The organism is Haloparvum sedimenti, from assembly GCF_001462205.1.
Lineage (GTDB): Archaea > Halobacteriota > Halobacteria > Halobacteriales > Haloferacaceae > Haloparvum > Haloparvum sedimenti.
On sequence record NZ_LKIR01000130.1, the window covers coordinates 15,769 to 31,368 of the forward strand.

Sequence of the window (15,600 nt, forward strand, 5' to 3'; positions counted from 1 at the left end):
GGCGGTGCGGTTGCGGTGGGTGGGACTGAAAGGGGCAGCCGGCTCGAACCCGCCTGGACGACGCAAGCACCGCAGCGGGCGGTGCCGAGAGCGAGGAGCGCAGCGAGGCCCGGCGCGGTCGAGCCGGCTGGGGCTTTCGAGGTGTTGCTGTCCAGATCAGCAGGATCCGCACCAGTCACAGAAACAACGTAATCTGACAGAAAGACAGAACGAACCGCGTAGTAGACTCAGTATCGTTATCGTTCAGCATTCGACTGTGTGCCGGGAGACGGAACGATGTCCGGACCGTGTACGACGTACGTCGAACCACAATATCGTCGTGTAGCAGAACCCTTTTGCCGACGCTCGGAGACTCACGACGTAATGACTGAGGGTGGTCCCGCGTGACGATGGACGACCGTATCGAGGACCTGCGAGAGCGCCGCGCCGAGGCCGAGAAGGGCGGCGGCGAGGACCGCATCGAGTCCCAACACGAGAAGGGGAAGATGACCGCGCGCGAGCGGATCGACTACTTCCTCGACGACGGAACCTTCCACGAGTTCGACCAGTTCCGAACGCACCGCAACCACACGTTCGGGATGGAGGAGAACCAGATCCCGGGCGACGGCGTGGTGACGGGGTACGGCGAGGTGAACGGTCGGAAGACGTTCGTGTTCGCGCACGACTTCACCGTCTTCGGCGGCTCGCTCGGCGAGGTCTTCGCCGAGAAGGTCTGCAAGGTGATGGACAAGGCGATGGACGTGGGCGCGCCCGTCATCGGGCTCAACGACTCCGCGGGCGCACGCATCCAGGAGGGCGTCGCCTCGCTCGGCGGCTTCGCGGAGATCTTCCGCCGCAACACCGAGGCCTCCGGGGTGATCCCGCAGATCTCGGCGATCATGGGCCCCTGTGCGGGCGGTGCGGTCTACTCCCCCGCCATCACGGACTTCACCTTCATGGTGAAGGACACCTCGCACATGTTCATCACCGGACCGGACGTTATCGAGACGGTGACCGGCGAGGAGGTCACCTTCGAGGAGCTCGGCGGCGCGGTGACCCACACCTCCACCTCCGGCGTCGCGCACTTCGCGGAGGAGAGCGAGGAGGACGCGCTCGACGACATCGCCCGACTGCTGTCGTACCTCCCGCAGAACAACGTCGAGGACCCGCCGCGCGTCGAGCCGTGGGACGACCCCGAGCGCGCGGACGACGAGCTCAACGACATCGTTCCGGACGCGCCGCGCAAGCCCTACGACATGAAGGACGTGATCGGTCGCGTCGTCGACGAGGGCTCCTTCTTCGAGGTCCAGGAGAACTTCGCGAAGAACATCGTCGTCGGCTTCGCCCGCCTCGACGGCCGCTCCGTCGGGATCGTGGCGAACAACCCCCGCGTCAACGCGGGGACGCTCGACATCGAGTCAAGCCAGAAGGGCGCCCGCTTCGTGCGCTTCTGTGACGCGTTCAACGTCCCGATCCTCACCTTCGAGGACGTGCCCGGCTTCATGCCCGGCACGGACCAGGAGCACAACGGCATCATCCGCCACGGCGCGAAGCTGCTGTACGCCTTCTCGGAGGCGACGGTCCCCCTCCTCACCGTCATCACCCGGAAGGCGTACGGCGGCGCCTACTGCGTGATGTCCTCGAAACACATCGGCGGCGACGTGAACTACGCGTGGCCGACCGCGGAGATCGCGGTGATGGGGCCGAAAGGCGCCGTCAACGTGCTCTACCGCGAGGAGCTGGCGGCCGCGGACGACCCCGACGCACGCAGACAGGAGCTGATCGACGAGTACCGCGAGGAGTTCGCGAATCCCTACACCGCCGCCGACCGCGGCTTCATCGACGACGTGATCGAGCCGCAGGAGACCCGCGCGCGCCTCATCGACGACCTGGAGATGCTCACCGGCAAGCGCGAGAGCCTCCCGGACAAGAAACACGGCAACATCCCGATCTGATGGCGACCGACGACACCGGGCCGAACGGCACCGGCACGCGGGAGGGCGAAGCGGCGCCCGACGCGGCGCCGGCGATCGACCCCGCCGCGCTTGCGATCCCGGACGACGCCGACGAGGGCGAAGCGGCGGCCATCGTCGCGGCGGTCGCGGCCCACCTTCGCGACCGGGAGGCGGCCGCCGCCGCGGCCGCGGCAGCCGAGGGAACCGAAGAGACGTGGGACGGCGACCGCTGGACGTTTGCGGGCCGGCTGGAGTCGACGAGCCGGCGGACCGTCCGCGTCCCCCGCGACGCCCCCCGGGACGCGTGGAGCGCGGCCGGGCGCGCGGACCGGTTCTGACGGCGGTGAGGCTTGACGGCGGGAGGGTCTGACGGAGGTGAGAAATAGCGCCGGCGCTCGGCGTCGTCTGCGTGTGCGGACGAAACGAACGGCCGACGAACGTCGGCCGGCGGCGCATTCCCTCGGCTTCCCTTGTGTCGGTCGCGCCCCGAATGTGACCGGTCTTCCCCCGAATCCCGGTGACAGCGTCTCTTTCGCGCAGGAGTATAAATGTCTATCCCCCAGAACATCTCCGGTGAGAACGCGGCACGTCCGCGGGCGCGGTCGTCGGACGAGGGGCGGCGGCCGTCGGTCAACCGCGGCGATTCGCCCGGTTGACTCACTCGGGAAAGACCGACAGAATGAGGTGGTCGTTCGTGGAAGACCCTGCAAGAATGTTCGACAAGGTTCTGGTCGCCAACCGAGGCGAGATCGCGGTGCGCGTGATGCGCGCCTGCGCGGAGCTGGGGATCGACACGGTCGCCGTCTACAGCGAGGCCGACAAGCACGGCGGTCACGTCCGGTACGCGGACGAGGCGTACAATGTCGGTCCGGCGCGCGCGGCCGACTCCTACCTGGACCAGGAGGCGATCGTCGAGGCCGCGCGCAAGGCGGACGCGGACGCGATCCATCCGGGTTACGGCTTCCTCGCGGAGAACGCTGAGTTCGCGGCGCGCGTCGAGGACGCCGAGGGGATCACGTGGGTCGGCCCCTCCAGCGAGGCGATGGAGCGGCTGGGCGAGAAGACCCACGCTCGCCGCGTGATGCAGGAGGCGGACGTGCCCATCGTCCCCGGCACGACCGAACCGGTCGACGACGTCGAGGCGGTCACGGCGTTCGGCGACGAACACGGCTACCCTGTGGCGATCAAGGCGGAAGGCGGCGGCGGCGGCCGCGGCATGAAGGTCGTCGAGAGCGCGGACGAGGCGGCCGACCAGCTGGAGTCGGCCAAGCGGGAGGGCGAGGCGTACTTCTCGAACGACTCCGTCTACCTCGAGCGCTACCTCGAGAACCCCCGCCACATCGAGGTGCAGATCGTCGGCGACGAACACGGCAACGTCGTCCACCTCGGCGAGCGCGACTGCTCACTCCAGCGCCGTCATCAGAAGGTCATCGAGGAGGGGCCGTCCCCCGCGCTCTCCGAGGAGCTCCGCGAGCGGATCGGCGAGGCGGCCCGCCGCGGCGTCGCCGCGGCCGACTACTACAACGCCGGAACCGTCGAGTTCCTCGTCGAGGAGGACGGCGACCGCGAACCGGGCGAGCTGCTCGGTCCTGACACGAACTTCTACTTCCTCGAAGTGAACACCCGGATTCAGGTCGAACACACCGTCACCGAGGAGCTCACGGGCATCGACATCGTGAAAGAGCAGCTCCGGGTCGCGGCGGGCAACGAGCTCTCGCTCGATCAGTCCGACGTGACGCTGGACGGGCACGCCATCGAGTTCCGCATCAACGCGGAGAACGCCGCGCAAGAGTTCCAGCCGGCCAACGAGGGCGATCTCGAGACGTACGACCCACCGGGCGGCATCGGTGTCCGAATGGACGACGCGCTCCGGCAGGGCGACGAGTTGGTGACCGACTACGACTCGATGATCGCGAAGCTGATCGTCTGGGGCGAGGACCGCGAGGAGTGTCTGGCCCGCTCCCGTCGCGCGCTCGCGGAGTACGACATCGAGGGCGTCGTCACCATCGTCCCCTTCCACCGCCTCATGCTGGAGGACGACCGCTTCGTCGGCGGGACGCACACGACGAAGTACCTCGACGAGGAGCTCGACCGCGACCGCGTCACGGAGGCGCAGGAGAAGTGGGGCACCGGCGACGCGACCGCGGACGAGGACGGCGACGAGGAGGTCACCGAGCGCGACTTCACCGTCGAGGTGAACGGCAAGCGCTTCGACGTCTCGCTGGAGGAGCGCGGCGCTCCCGCTATCCCGACGCCGGAAGCGGGCGGTGCTGGCGGCTCCGGCCGCGCCGAGCGCCCGCCGCAGGCGCAGGGGGGCGACGGCGACGACGACGGCGCCGCGGTCGAAGTCGCTGAGGGCGGCGAGGCCATCGAGGCGGAGATGCAGGGAACCATCCTCTCGGTCGACGTCGAGGAGGGCGACGAGGTGGGCGCCGGTGACGTGGTCTGCGTGCTGGAGGCGATGAAGATGGAAAACGACGTGGTCGCCGAGCGCGGCGGCACCGTCGCGAGCGTCCACGTCGGCGAGGGCGACAGCGTCGACATGGGAGACGTGCTGATCGTCTTGGAGTAGCGGTTCGCGGTCGAGGTCGTCACGGCGGGCAGCCGAGCCGTCACGGCGGGCGGCGTCCCGCGTGGCCGTACGGTAGGCGTCTCCGGTGCGGGCTGCCGTCTCCGGCATTCCTTTATTCTCAGTGTGCGATCGGATCGCATGACGTACTCGATCTGTGCGACGGACGGCACTCGACATGGCGTGGTCATCGCGACGAAGGCACCTACGGTGGGATCGCTCGCGCCCAACCTCTCGTACCACGGCGCGCTCTCCTCGCAAGCGACCGTCTCGATCCCGCTCGGCAGACGCGCCGCCCGGCTGATGGACGAGGGCGCGGACGTGGCGGCCGCGGTCCGGACGCTGATCGACCGCGACGAGCACGCGGACGAGCGGCAGGTCCACGGCGTCGACGTTCACGGAACGACGTTCCACCACTCCGGCGAGAACTGCGTCGACTGGTTCGGCGGGATCGAGGGGGACGGCTACACCGTCGCGGGCAACATGCTCGACGGCGAGCATGTGATTGAGGCGGCCGCGGAGGCGTACGAGGCGGCCGCGGACGCGGGTGAACCGCTATCCGAGCGGCTGCTCGCGGCCGTCACCGCCGGCGAGGACGCGGGCGGCGACAAGCGCGCGGAGAACGCGCAAAGCGCCGCGTTGCGGGTTTATGACCCCGACGAGCCGCGGCTCGAGCACGACGTGCGCGTCGACGACCACGAGGATCCCGTCCCGGAGCTCCGGCGCGTCTACGAGGTGGCGAAGGAACAGGGCGAGGAGTGGGACGACGGGTTCCGGAAGATGGACCTCCAGCGGCACCCCTGAGCGCGACGATCTCCGAGAAAAAGACGCTGTGGCGGCTTACAACCCGATGTTCTTCACGTAGATCTGCTCGTCAGCGCGCGCCTCCCAGTCGAGGCGCTCGCTGATCCCGTAGAGGTTGTGGTGCTGGTGCAGATAGATCCACGGCGCCTCGTCGTGAGCCAGCGCCATCGCCTCGTGGTAGAGGTCGCGGCGAGCCTCCACGTCCGGCTCGTCCTCCGCGGCGCGGAACAGCTCGTCGAGGTCGTCGTTCGCGTACGTCGTGAGCGACCCGTAGCTCGCCAGCACCGGGATGGCGATGGCGCTGGTGTCGAAGGAGGCGTTCCCCCAGCTGATGAGGTACATGTCCGGCGACGTCTCCATGTTCCCGTCGGTCAGCTCGCTCGCGAGCGAGGCGAACTCGCGCTGTTGCACCTGACAGGAGACCCCGTCGAGGTCGCTGATGTAGCCCGCGACCGCCTGTGCGACCTGCACGTCGCCGAACACGTCCCCGACCGGCGAGTCCAGCGTCAGGCTCACGTCGTCGTAGGGGCTCTCGTCGACGAGCTCCTGAGCCCGTTCGGGGTCGTACGGGTACGGGTCCACGTCCGGGTTGTAGCCGAAGAAGTCCGGGAGCGTGGGCTGACCGAGCGCGATGCCGAACCCCGACAGCACGTTCTCGATGATCGCGTCGAGGTCGATGGCGTAGTTCATCGCCTGCCGGAACGGCACCGAGTCGAACGGCTCGACGTTGTACTTCATCGCGACGAAGACGAGCCGCGTCGCGGGCGAGGAGTCGATGCGCGTGTCCTCGTTCTCCTCGACCTGCGGCGCGTCGTTAGGGTTGAGGTCGGTGATCAGGTCCGCCTCGCCCGAGGCCAGCGCGCTCCACCGGGAGCTGGACTCCGTCGACCCCCGGAACGTCGCCTGCGCCACGTCCGGCTGATCGCCCCAGTAGTCGTCGAAGCGCTCGTAGACGAGCTCCACGTCCTCCTCGTACGCCCCGACCTCGTAGGGACCGGTGCCGTTCATCTGCCGGCCGACTTCGCCGTCATCGCGGCTCTCGGTCCACTCCCGCTCCATCACGGTGAGGTACGCCGCGAACAGCGCGAACACCGCGGGATTGACGCTGGTGAGGTTCACGTCGACGGCCGCACCGTCCATCGACGGCTCCGCGCCCGCCACGCCGGTCAGCTGGTCGGCCTGGGGGCTTGCGATCCCCACGTCGGGGTCGACCGTGCGGTTGATGCTGTAGGCCACGTCCTCGGCAGTCATCTCGTTGCCGCTGTGGAACTGTACGCCCTCGCGGAGGTGGAACCGAACGGTTTCGTCGTCGAGCCGCTCGTAGTCGGTCGCGAGCTGGGCGATGATCTCGGCGTCCGCGTTCCGCCTGATGAGTCCCTCGTACGCCTGTGCGAGCGACCGCGTCGTCACCGCCTCGCGGTGGTCGTGGGGATCGAGCGTCGTCGGCAGCGAGTCCTGGACGATAGTGATCGTGTTCGAGTCCTCGCCGCCGTCCTCGTCGTCGGTGCCGCTTTCGTCTTCGGTGTCGCTTCCGTCGTTCGTCTCGCCGCCCTCGGTCGGCGTGATGTCGTCGAGGTCCTCATCCGAACAGCCGGCGAGAAGCGTCGCGGTCGCGCCGCTGCCCGCGTACGCGAGGAAGCGTCGCCTACCGACGCCTCCGGGGTCGGCGGAGTCGCCAGGCTCACCGTCACCGCCCGCTCTCTTGGGAGTGTTTCGCATACGTCACGGTAGGAACTACCACGGATATACGTTGCAGTCGCGGCCGTTCCTGCCCGTGCTCGCGGAGGACTCCGGTGGGACCGAGAGCGCGCCTCCGGTGGAGCGCGCGGACCGCGCGCTATCGAACGCTTATTAGTCCCGGTCTCCGTGACTCCCCGTATGAGCACCACGGACGCCGCCGAGGGCACCGACGTGGACGCGTCGGGCGCCGCCGACGAGGGGGACCTCGAGCACGAGAACGCCGCACAGGACGTGATCCGCGTCGACGCCGAGGACAACGAGCAGGGGCTCGCGAACCGCCTCGACGCCCACACGGGCGACGGGATCCGCCACCGCGCGTTCACCTGCCTGATCTTCGACGGCGACGGGCACCTCCTGCTGGCTCAGCGCGCGCCCGACAAGCGCCTGTGGGACACCCACTGGGACGGGACCGTCGCCTCCCACCCCGTCGAAGGGCAGTCACAGAAGGAGGCGACGCGCCAGCGACTGGAGGAGGAACTCGGGATCACCCCCGACCAGTACAACGACCTCCGCGTGACGGACAAGTTCGAGTACAAGCGCTACTACGAGAACGCCGGGCTGGAGTGGGAGGTCTGTGCCGTGCTGAAGGTCACCCTCGACGACGCCTCGCTGGACCCCGACGAGGACGAGATCGCGGGCATGCTGTGGGTCGACTACGAACACCTCCACGAACACCCCGAGTGGTACCGCCAGCTCCGGCTCTGTCCGTGGTTCGAGATCGCGATGCGGCGCGACTTCGCGGAGTAAACGACCCACTCTCGGGTTCCGCGGTTGCAGTGACCTGAAAGACTTCGATACGTAGTGGAGCGGCGTATTTTTATCCGATATTTGTCATTAGTCTGTGTTTTTATGACTGCTGTCGATGCTGCTGGGGACAGAAACACCTAGAAAGCCCCAGCCGACTCGACCGCGCCGGGTCCGGGGGCCGGTCCGGGCTTCCTGCAGTGGTGGGCTGCCGGGCTGCGACTTGCTGACGCTCGCTCGACAGGCTCGCGAGAGCGTCGTCCGGGCGGGTTCGAGCCGGCTGCCCTGTTCAGTCCCACCCCGCACCGCAACCGCCCCGTACCGCAGCCTCACACCTCCCCAGCCTCGGCGGCGGCGCGGCCGCGAAACCGCAACGCACCGCGATGCGGCCGCGCCGCCACCTCCCTCGCGCACGTTCCTCGCGCGCGCCGACCGCCTCCGCACCGCCGCGATCATTGGCGATCACTGGCAGTCACTGGCGATCACTGGCAGTCGCTGGCAGTCGCTGGCAGTCGCTGGCGATCACTGATCCGGGGGCGTGATCGATCCCTCAGTTGGTAGCGAACTGAGAGCCACCCCCTGACGCCGAGGGCTACCGCCGTCGGGTCGACCCGAACTCGCCCGCGAGTCGCAGGAGGTACCACAGCAGCGCGAGCGCGGCGAGGAGGCCGCCGCCGAGCGCAGCCCCGACCCCCGCCGGTGAGGCTCCGACCTGAAACGCCACCAGCCCCGCGGAGGCGGTGACCAGCGCGACGAAGCCGACCTTCAGCTTCGCGTTTCCGGCGGCGCGGTCCTCGTCGCTCAGCGGGCCGACCATCAGCGCGGCCTCCCGGTGGATCCCCCGCGTCCGTCCGGCGTCGTCGCGTCCGCGTTCATGCGCTTCGATTCGGGCGGCGCGGGCTAAAACCCCGCGACCCGCGCCGGCCGCGGAGCACCGTTCGCTCGGCCGCGGTGGGGTCGGCGTCGGAACGGGGCAGCGGCCGTTCCACGCTCCTTTTTACGAGTCCGGGCGAACGGACCGGTAATGGACGAACGACTCCGCGAGCGCGTGCGCGAGGCGGCCGAGGCGGCCGCGCTGTTCAACGCGCTCAAACACGGCAGCGACCCGGACGTGGGCGCGATCATGGGCCCGCTGATGGGCGAGAACCCCGACTTCCGCCCGCACGGCGACGAGATCCCCGGCGTCGTCGCGCCCGTGGTGAACGAGATCGCGGGCATGGACGAGGCCGAGCGCCGCGAGCGGCTCGGCGATCTCGACCCCGACGCGCTCGCGGAGCTGGAGGCCGAGGACGAGGCGGACGAACACGAACTGCCCGACCTCCCGAACGCCGAGGCAGGGGAGGTCGTCATGCGCGCCGCGCCGAACCCCAACGGCCCGTGGCACATCGGCCACGCGCGGATGCCCTCCGTCATCGGCACCTACGCCGAGCGCTACGACGGGGAGTTCATCTGCCGGTTCGACGACACCGACCCCGAGACGAAGCGCCCGGACCTGGACGCCTACGACGCGATCCTCGACGACATCGACTACCTCGGCTTCAAACCGGACGTGGTCCTGAAGGCCTCGGACCGGCTGGAGACCTACTACGAGCACGCCCGCGAGCTGATCGATCTGGACGGCGCCTACACCTGCTCGTGTCCCGCCGAGGAGTTCCGCGAACTGAAGGCGGACGCGGAGCCGTGCCCCCACCGCGAGAAGGACGCCGCGACCGTCCGCGAGGAGTTCGAGGCGATGATCGCCGGCGAGTACGACGCCGGCGAGATGGTGCTCCGCGTCAAGACCGACATCGAGCACAAGAACCCCGCCCTGCGCGACTGGGTCGCGTTCCGGATGGTCGACGCCGCCCACCCCCGCGAGGAGGCGGCGGGCTACGACTGCTGGCCCATGCTGGACTTCCAGTCCGGCGTCGACGACCACCTGACTGGCGTCACCCACATCATCCGCGGGATCGACCTGCAGGACTCCGCGAAGCGCCAGCGGTTCGTCTACGACTACTTCGGCTGGGAGTACCCCGAGGTGCTCCACTGGGGCCACGTCCAGCTCGACGAGTACGACGTGAAGCTCTCAACCTCCACGATCAAGGCGCTGATCGAGGAGGGGGAGCTGACGGGCTGGGACGACCCGCGCGCGCCGACGATCAAGTCGGTTCGCCGGCGCGGCATCCGCGGGCAGGCGCTCGTGGACGCGATGACCGGCCTCGGCATGTCCACCTCCGACGTGGACCTCGCGATGTCCTCGGTGTACGCCACCAACCGCGAGCTGATCGACGACGAGGCCGACCGCTACTTCCTCGTGCGCGACCGCGACGACGACCCCGCCGTCGAGCGCGAGATCGCGGGCGGTCCCGACGCGGGCCACCCGCCGCGACACCCGAACCACGAGGACCGCGGTCGCCGCGAGATCCCCGCCGGTACGGTCCTGATCGAGGAGCGCGACCTCCCCGCCGAGGGCGACCGCGTCTGGCTGAAGGGGTACGGCTGCGTCCGCGAGGCCGACGGCGCCTTCGAGTGGGTGGGCGACGACATCGACCTGGTCCGCGAGGAGGGCGTCGACGTGGTCCACTGGGTCCCCGCCGCGGAGAGTCTGGTCACCCGAATGCGCACCGTCGAGGGCGACGTGCTCGGGTACGCCGAACCGGAGGTCGCGGACCTCGAGGTGGGCGCGTCGATCCAATTCGAGCGCGTCGGCTTCGTGCGCGTGGACGCGTTCGACCCCGCACCCACGCCCGAGGACGGCGGCCCGACCGGCGAGGAGGACGTGGTCGTTTACTACAGTCACGACTAGACCGTCCACTCGCACGCTCCGGACGGTTTCTGTCTCCTGTACGGGCGGGCGGTTTCCGAATCCTCAGGCACACGCTGAGTCGAGAGAGTGCATCCCCAGCGTCGCCACCCCGTGCCGGAACCCGATCCCTTTTACTGACTGACCGGTTAGTCAGTCACAACTCGATGACTCGATCGACACGCCGGCCGCCCCTCCGGGCCGGCTTGGAGGAGGGACGGTGAGCTTTCGCGACCGCGTCGGCAGCCTGTTCAAGGGCCGCGAGGAGTTCGACCTGACCGAGGGGAGCATCGGTAAACCCCTGTTCTACCTCTCGCTGCCCATCGTCGTCACGAACCTGCTCCAGACCGCGTACAACCTCGCGGACACGTTCTGGCTCGGGCGATACAGCACCGAGGCGCTGGCGGCGATCAGCTTCGCGTTCCCGATGGTGTTCCTCCTCATCTCGCTGGGGATGGGCATCTCGGTTGCGGGGAGCGTGCTGGTCGCGCAGTACACCGGCGCTGGCGAGGAGCGCGAGGCCGAGTACGCCGCCTCCCAGACGGTCGGTTTCGCGGTGATCGGCTCGCTCCTGCTCGGGGCGGTCGGCTACCTGCTGGTCGACGACTTCCTCGCGCTGATGGGTGCCTCCGACGCCGTGCTGCCCGGCGCGACCGCCTACATGCAGGTGATCTCCGCGGGCCTCGTCTTCATGTTCGGCTTCTTCGTGTTCATCGCACTAATGCGGGGCTACGGGGACACGATCACGCCGATGCTCGTCATGGCCGGGTCGGTCGGCATCAACATCGTCCTCGACCCGTTCCTGATCTTCGGCTGGTGGGTGTTCCCCGAGATGGGCATCGAGGGCGCCGCGGTCGCGACCGTCTTCTCGCGGGCGCTCGCGCTGGTCGTCGGCCTCTGGATCATGTTCGCCGGGCGGCGGGGCGTGAAGATCCGCCTCTCCGAGATGCTGCCCGAGATGAACTACGCCCGGCGGCTCGTCCGGATCGGCGCGCCGGCGTCGGTCGAGGGGACCGGCCGCGCGCTGTCGATAAACGCCCTGCTGTTCATCGTCGCGATGTTCCCCGACACGGTCGTCGCCGCCTACGGCATCGGGACGCGCGTGTTCTCGGTCGTGTTCCTGCCGGCCATCGCGGTCGCGCGCGGCGTCGAGACGATGACCGGCCAGAACATCGGCGCCGGCAACCCCGACCGCGCGGAGCAGGCCGCGGACCTCGCGGCGAAGACGCTGTTCGGCATCCTCGCGCTGGTGGGGGTCGTGACGTGGTTCACCGCCGGCGCCATCGCGAGCGTCTTCTCGCCGGACCCCGAGGTCGTCGCGGTCAGCGCGGAGTTCCTGCGATACGTCGCGTTCTCCTTCGGGTTTATCGGCGTGATGCGGGCGTACACCGGGAGCTTCCGCGGGGCCGGCAAGACGCTCACCGCGGCGGCCATCTCCGTGCTGATGCTCGGCGTGATCCGGCTTCCGGTGGCATGGTTCGCGGTCGGGCCGTACGGCGAGACGGGCATCTGGATGGCGTTCGCGGTCTCGAACGTCGCCGGGGCGCTCATCGCCTACGCGTGGTACCGCCGCGGGACGTGGCGCGAGGGGGACCTGACCGAGCCGGACGTGGTCGACAACGACGCGATCCCCGACGACGGCGTCGTCACCGACGACTGAGTCGCCCCGCGGTGTCTCCGCTCGACCGGTTTCGGCCGACCGGCTCCGCTCGGTCGAGCCGCCAGCCGCAACCGCTTTTTCGGTCCGCGACCGACGCCGCCCATGAACACGCGCCGCGCGCTGTTGGACGCGCTGGAGGAGGACCCCGTCTCCGGCCCCGCCCTCGCCGACCGCCTCGGCGTCTCCCGCGCCGCCGTCTGGAAACAGGTGGAGGCGCTCCGGGAGGCCGGATTCGCGGTCGAGAGCGGTGAGGAGGGCTACGAGGTCCGCGGCGTCCCCGACTACGGCGGCGACGCGATCGCCTTCGGGCTCGAGGCGCCCTACGAGGTCGAGTTCCACGAGACGCTCGGATCGACGAACGACCGCGCCCGCGAACTTGCTGAGGAAAGCGCCGGAGAGGGAGCCGGGGGGGTCGCCGTCGTCGCGGCCGAACAGACCGGCAGCCGCGGCCGGCTCGACCGCGAGTGGGTCTCCCCGCCGGGGAGCGTCTCGCTGTCGGTCCTCGTTCGGCCCGACCTGCCGCCCGCGCACGCCCCGGTGATCACGCTCGCGGCCGCGGTGGCGACGGCCGAGGCCGCCCGCGAGGCGGGGGTCGAGGCGGCGATCAAGTGGCCCAACGACGTGCTCGTCCCCGACCCGGAGGGCGGCGAGGCGGGCGACCGCGGCGGCGCCAAGCTCGCGGGGATCCTCACGGAGATGGAGGGCGAGGCGGACCGCGTCAACTGGCTGGTCGTCGGGGTCGGCGTCAACGCGAACGTCCACCCCGAGGCGCTCCCGGCCGACGCGACGAGCCTGCGCGCCGAGGCCGGGGCGGACGTGGACCGCCGGGCGTTCGTCCAGCGCCTGCTCGAACGGTTCCACGAGCTGACCGCGGACCCGGACGCGGTGCTGCCCGCGTGGCGGGAGCACGCGGCGACGCTCGGGCGGCGCGTCCGCGTCGAAACTCCCGGCGGCGTCGTGGAGGGCGAGGCGGTCGACGTCGAGTTCCCGGGAGCGCTCGTCGTCGAGACGGACGGAGGCCGAGAGCGGGTGCTGGCGGGCGACTGCGAACACCTCCGACGGGCGGAGTGAAGACGGGACGGTCGGAACGAAAAGGGGATCGGGGGACCCACCCGAGAGCGACGCGTCTAGCTGCTGCTTGAGGCCTCCGGCCCCGCGGCTCCCTCCTCCGAGGTCGCAGCCTCGGCCTCTCCGTCGCCGTCGCCGACCCGGACGGTCAGCACGGGAACGCTGGACCCGCGGACGACCTTCTCCGCGACGCTGCCGAGCAGGAGGCGGTCGATGCCGCCGCGGCCGTGGGTCCCCATCACGACAACGTCACAGCCCTCGTCCTCGGCGTAGCGGATGATCTCGCGGCTCGGCGACCCCTCGACGACCGCGGTCGTCACGTCCACGTCGAAGGAGTCGCCCAGCTCCCCGACCGTGTTCACCGCCGCCTTGGCGTCGGCGCGCAGCAGATCGTCGACCCCCTCCCAGGAGGTCTCCATCGGCATCCCCGCGTAGCTCGCGGTGTTTATCACGTAGAGGGCGTGGACGTCCGCGCCGTGTGCTGCCGCCAGCTCCAGCGCGTGCGAGACCGCCCGCTCCCCCTCCGGCGATCCGTCAGTCGGAACCAGAACCCGCTCGTAGAGCGCCATGGTATGTCAAACCATGATAGACGATTCGGCGATATAACTCTTTGCACGCTTTGCCGGTTCCTGTCGACGATGGGGGCGAGAGCGCCCGTCAGGAGCTCTCGCTGCGCTCGTCGACCACCGCGTCCGTCGGGTCGGCGGTCGCGTCGCGGTAGATCGCGGGGATCCGGAGCAGGAGTCCGACGAGCAACGCCGTCGCGAGCACGCCGGCCACCGAGCCGCCGCCCGGGAGGAGGTCCGGACGGAACAGCGCGAGCAGCACGGCCGGGACGACGCCCAGTTTCGCGGAGCCCCAGCCGAAGTAGCGCGCGGCGTCGAGCGCGTACTCGGGCGCGGTCGCGGCCGTGAGCGGCGGCGATGACACCGGTTTCTCGACGCGGATCCGGGCACCGTCCGAATGGTCGAGCGACACGCGCTCGCCCGTCGACTCCCCGGCGCCGTCGACGATCTCCAGGTCGCTGACGGTGGCGTCCGCGGAGTGGTACACGTCGAGCCCGTCCGCGGCGTCGTCCGCGGGCTCCACGGTCGAGACCTCCGCGTCGCTCTCCGCGGTGAGGTCGACGCCGCGCGAGGAGATCGCCCCGAGCAATCCCGTCGCCCGCGGTCGGACGGTAACGCGGTGATACGCCGACGTGCGCGGGACGAAGTCGTTGTCGAGCAGCAGTCGGTGCAGGGACGACTCCGCCCGCCGGGCGGTTTCGGCGCTCGTCGGAACCGTGTAGGCCGTGACCGCGTTTGCGTTCTCGTCGGGGGCGCTGAACGCCGTCAGTCGCCGCACGTCCGTCGCGAGGTCGGGCGCGTCGATCGGCTCCCTGATGACCGAAACGCGGTCGTCCGCGTACTCGTTGGGGAACAGTTCGGCGCGCCCGGCGGTGCCGCTGATCGCGTCCACGTCCGGATGCATCAGCGCGTGGCAGTCGCCGCACAGGCCGACGAGGTTGTCGAGCGCGTTCGAGCCGCCGTCCGCGAGGTGGACGACGTGATGGACCTCGTTCACCGAGGCGTCGCCCTTGTACGTCCCGCAGCGTCCGCACTGGTACTTCTGGCGCTCCCAGACCGCCTCCCGCCGCTGTTCCCAGTCCGGCGGATAGCGGCCGTTCCCGTAGTGGGACCCCCGCTCCCCGTAGCTTCCGGGGTCGTCGTACCTGCTCTCGATGCCGTGGTCCCGGTACGTCGTCGAGGTTCGACTCACGGTTTGTACCCCTCCGTTTCCCCACCGGTGGCTAAAGCCTGACTCACGACCCCCACGCTTGCCGTCAGTTCGCGAGCGGTCGCTCCCGGGGGACCGGCGGTGACCGAACTCCCGACCGCGGTCGGCGGTCGCGGGCTCACCGCTCGACCTCCCGGCCGAACGGCTGCACCCGGTAGCGGTCCTCGCCGCGGGACGCCGGAATCCGGCCGATCCCCCGTTCCCCGGGTTCGAGCGTCAGGGCGACCCCCTCCGGGAGGAACGGCCAGTCGGACGCGGTGGGTCGGTCGGCGTGGAACTGCGCGGCCCCGCGGAACGTCCCCGGCGCGTCCCCGGTGTTCTCGACGGTCACCTCGACGACCGGGTCGCCGCCGTCGGCCGTCGCGTCGACGCGAGCGTCCACGAGGTCGAACGCCGGGAGCGCGGGCGCCTCCGCGTAGGACTCGACCACCACGTCGGCCGTCTCCCCGTCGAGGGAGATCGAGACGGTCCCCTCCGCGAGGGCGTCGTCCGGAAGCTCCTGTACCGCGGCGAGCTCGACCGT

At 69.9% G+C, this 15,600-nt stretch carries 12 protein-coding genes and 1 pseudogene; 8 read left to right on the forward strand and 5 right to left on the reverse strand.

Annotated elements, in window-relative coordinates; genetic code table 11:
- The first annotated feature begins 389 nt into the window (after window positions 1–389).
- From AN233_RS11265 to AN233_RS11280, 4 genes are all read left to right on the forward strand, one after another.
- The gene (locus tag AN233_RS11265) at window positions 390–1,934 is read left to right on the forward strand and encodes an acyl-CoA carboxylase subunit beta (protein WP_058366881.1); all 1,545 of its coding nucleotides are present in this window, start codon (window positions 390–392) and stop codon (window positions 1,932–1,934) included.
- On the forward strand, window positions 1,934–2,272 hold the full coding sequence (locus AN233_RS11270) for a hypothetical protein (protein WP_058366882.1): 339 nt from the start codon (window positions 1,934–1,936) through the stop codon (window positions 2,270–2,272). Before AN233_RS11265 ends, AN233_RS11270 begins: the two co-directional genes overlap by 1 nt.
- Before the next feature lie 374 nt (window positions 2,273–2,646).
- Window positions 2,647–4,506 carry an acetyl-CoA carboxylase biotin carboxylase subunit gene (locus AN233_RS11275; protein WP_058366883.1) on the forward strand — a complete coding sequence of 620 codons (1,860 nt, stop codon included), beginning with the start codon at window positions 2,647–2,649 and terminating at the stop codon, window positions 4,504–4,506.
- Between the two features lie 138 nt (window positions 4,507–4,644).
- Entirely contained in the window at window positions 4,645–5,307 is a 663-nt protein-coding gene (locus tag AN233_RS11280) for a DUF1028 domain-containing protein (protein ID WP_058366884.1), read from the forward strand.
- A 36-nt stretch (window positions 5,308–5,343) separates the two neighbouring features.
- Here the strand turns inward: AN233_RS11280 and AN233_RS11285 are convergent, their stop codons facing one another.
- The gene (locus tag AN233_RS11285; protein WP_218055087.1) at window positions 5,344–7,026 is read right to left on the reverse strand and encodes an ABC transporter substrate-binding protein; all 1,683 of its coding nucleotides are present in this window, start codon (window positions 7,024–7,026) and stop codon (window positions 5,344–5,346) included.
- A 159-nt stretch (window positions 7,027–7,185) separates the two neighbouring features.
- Here AN233_RS11285 and AN233_RS11290 point away from each other — a divergent pair, with 159 nt between their 5' ends.
- The gene (locus AN233_RS11290) at window positions 7,186–7,794 is read left to right on the forward strand and encodes an NUDIX hydrolase (RefSeq protein WP_058366885.1); all 609 of its coding nucleotides are present in this window, start codon (window positions 7,186–7,188) and stop codon (window positions 7,792–7,794) included.
- A gap of 589 nt (window positions 7,795–8,383) precedes the next feature.
- On the opposite strand, the gene AN233_RS11295 is transcribed toward AN233_RS11290, so the two are convergent.
- On the reverse strand, window positions 8,384–8,608 hold the full coding sequence (locus tag AN233_RS11295) for a hypothetical protein (RefSeq protein WP_058366886.1): 225 nt from the start codon (window positions 8,606–8,608) through the stop codon (window positions 8,384–8,386).
- A gap of 207 nt (window positions 8,609–8,815) precedes the next feature.
- Here AN233_RS11295 and AN233_RS11300 point away from each other — a divergent pair, with 207 nt between their 5' ends.
- From AN233_RS11300 to AN233_RS11310, 3 genes are all read left to right on the forward strand, one after another.
- Window positions 8,816–10,576 (forward strand): glutamate--tRNA ligase, encoded by a 1,761-nt coding sequence (locus AN233_RS11300; protein WP_058366887.1) that lies wholly within the window; start codon window positions 8,816–8,818, stop codon window positions 10,574–10,576.
- Window positions 10,577–10,793: 217 nt separating this feature from the next.
- Window positions 10,794–12,233, forward strand: a complete 1,440-nt coding sequence (locus tag AN233_RS11305) for an MATE family efflux transporter (RefSeq protein ID WP_058366888.1) — start codon at window positions 10,794–10,796, stop codon at window positions 12,231–12,233.
- 102 nt (window positions 12,234–12,335) lie between these two features.
- Window positions 12,336–13,304, forward strand: a complete 969-nt coding sequence (locus AN233_RS11310) for a biotin--[acetyl-CoA-carboxylase] ligase (RefSeq protein ID WP_058366889.1) — start codon at window positions 12,336–12,338, stop codon at window positions 13,302–13,304.
- A 56-nt stretch (window positions 13,305–13,360) separates the two neighbouring features.
- Here AN233_RS11310 and AN233_RS11315 read toward each other — a convergent pair whose 3' ends face one another.
- From AN233_RS11315 to AN233_RS17355, 3 genes and pseudogenes are all read right to left on the reverse strand, one after another.
- Complete coding sequence (locus AN233_RS11315; protein WP_058366890.1) at window positions 13,361–13,870, reverse strand: universal stress protein; 510 nt, start codon at window positions 13,868–13,870, stop codon at window positions 13,361–13,363.
- 88 nt (window positions 13,871–13,958) lie between these two features.
- Window positions 13,959–15,059, reverse strand: coding sequence for an HNH endonuclease (locus tag AN233_RS11320; protein ID WP_058366891.1), 1,101 nt, complete (start codon window positions 15,057–15,059; stop codon window positions 13,959–13,961).
- Between the two features lie 136 nt (window positions 15,060–15,195).
- Window positions 15,196–15,600, reverse strand: a pseudogene (locus AN233_RS17355) (hypothetical protein); the annotation flags it as partial.